At 55.8% G+C, this 1,594-nt stretch carries 1 rRNA gene; it reads right to left on the bottom strand.

Going from position 1 to position 1,594, the window contains the following annotated elements:
• Positions 1–9: 9 nt before the first annotated feature.
• Positions 10–1,536 (bottom strand): 16S ribosomal RNA (locus NQ050_RS10985).
• Positions 1,537–1,594: the final 58 nt, after the last annotated feature.

Here is a 1,594-nt window from a genome sequence, read left to right as displayed (position 1 = left end):
GCTCCTTAGAAAGGAGGTGATCCAGCCGCACCTTCCGGTACGGCTACCTTGTTACGACTTCGTCCCAATCGCCGATCCCACCTTCGACCACTCCCTCCCACAAAGGGGTTAGGCCATGGGCTTCGGGTGTTACCAACTTTCATGACGTGACGGGCGGTGTGTACAAGGCCCGGGAACGTATTCACCGCAGCGTTGCTGATCTGCGATTACTAGCGACTCCGACTTCATGGGGTCGAGTTGCAGACCCCAATCCGAACTGAGGCCGGCTTTCAGCGATTCGCTCACCCTCACAGGCTCGCAGCGCGTTGTACCGACCATTGTAGCATGTGTGAAGCCCTGGACATAAGGGGCATGATGATTTGACGTCATCCCCACCTTCCTCCGAGTTAACCCCGGCAGTCTCTCATGAGTCCCCGGCCGAACCGCTGGCAACATAAGACAAGGGTTGCGCTCGTTGCGGGACTTAACCCAACATCTCACGACACGAGCTGACGACAACCATGCACCACCTGTATACAAGCCACAAAGGGAAAGACCATCTCTGGCCCGGTCCTGTATATGTCAAGCCCAGGTAAGGTTCTTCGCGTTGCATCGAATTAATCCACATGCTCCGCCGCTTGTGCGGGCCCCCGTCAATTCCTTTGAGTTTTAGCCTTGCGGCCGTACTCCCCAGGCGGGGCGCTTAATGCGTTAGCTACGGCACAGAAGTCGTGGAAGACCCCTACACCTAGCGCCCACCGTTTACGGCATGGACTACCAGGGTATCTAATCCTGTTCGCTCCCCATGCTTTCGCTCCTCAGCGTCAGTTACTGCCCAGAGACCTGCCTTCGCCATCGGTGTTCCTCCTGATATCTGCGCATTCCACCGCTACACCAGGAATTCCAGTCTCCCCTACAGCACTCAAGTTATGCCCGTATCGCCTGCAGACCCGGTGTTAAGCACCGGGCTTTCACAGACGACGCGACAAACCACCTACGAGCTCTTTACGCCCAGTAAATCCGGACAACGCTCGCACCCTACGTATTACCGCGGCTGCTGGCACGTAGTTAGCCGGTGCTTCTTCTCTAGGTACCGTCACAAAAAGCTTCGTCCCTAGCGAAAGAGGTTTACAACCCGAAGGCCTTCATCCCCCACGCGGCGTCGCTGCATCAGGCTTGCGCCCATTGTGCAATATTCCCCACTGCTGCCTCCCGTAGGAGTCTGGGCCGTATCTCAGTCCCAATGTGGCCGTCCACCCTCTCAGGCCGGCTACCCGTCGACGCCTTGGTAGGCCATTACCCCACCAACAAGCTGATAGGCCGCGGGCTCATCCCTAACCGAAAAAACTTTCCACAACCGACACTAAACGATTGTCCTATCCGGTATTAGACCCAGTTTCCCAAGCTTATCCCGAAGTCAGGGGCAGATCACCCACGTGTTACTCACCCGTTCGCCACTCGAGTACCCAAAGCAAGCTTTAGGCCTTTCCGTTCGACTTGCATGTGTTAAGCACGCCGCCAGCGTTCGTCCTGAGCCAGGATCAAACTCTCCACAAAAAACAAGAAAAAACATTCCTTGCAAACATTGTTGGAAAGCCCAACAACTGGCAAAAAA

This window comes from Corynebacterium sp. 122RC1 (assembly GCF_024580955.1).
Classification (GTDB): Bacteria; Actinomycetota; Actinomycetes; order Mycobacteriales; family Mycobacteriaceae; genus Corynebacterium; species Corynebacterium kozikiae.
The sequence above is the reverse complement of the archived record's forward strand: the minus strand, read 5'-3'. Positions and strand labels throughout refer to the sequence as shown.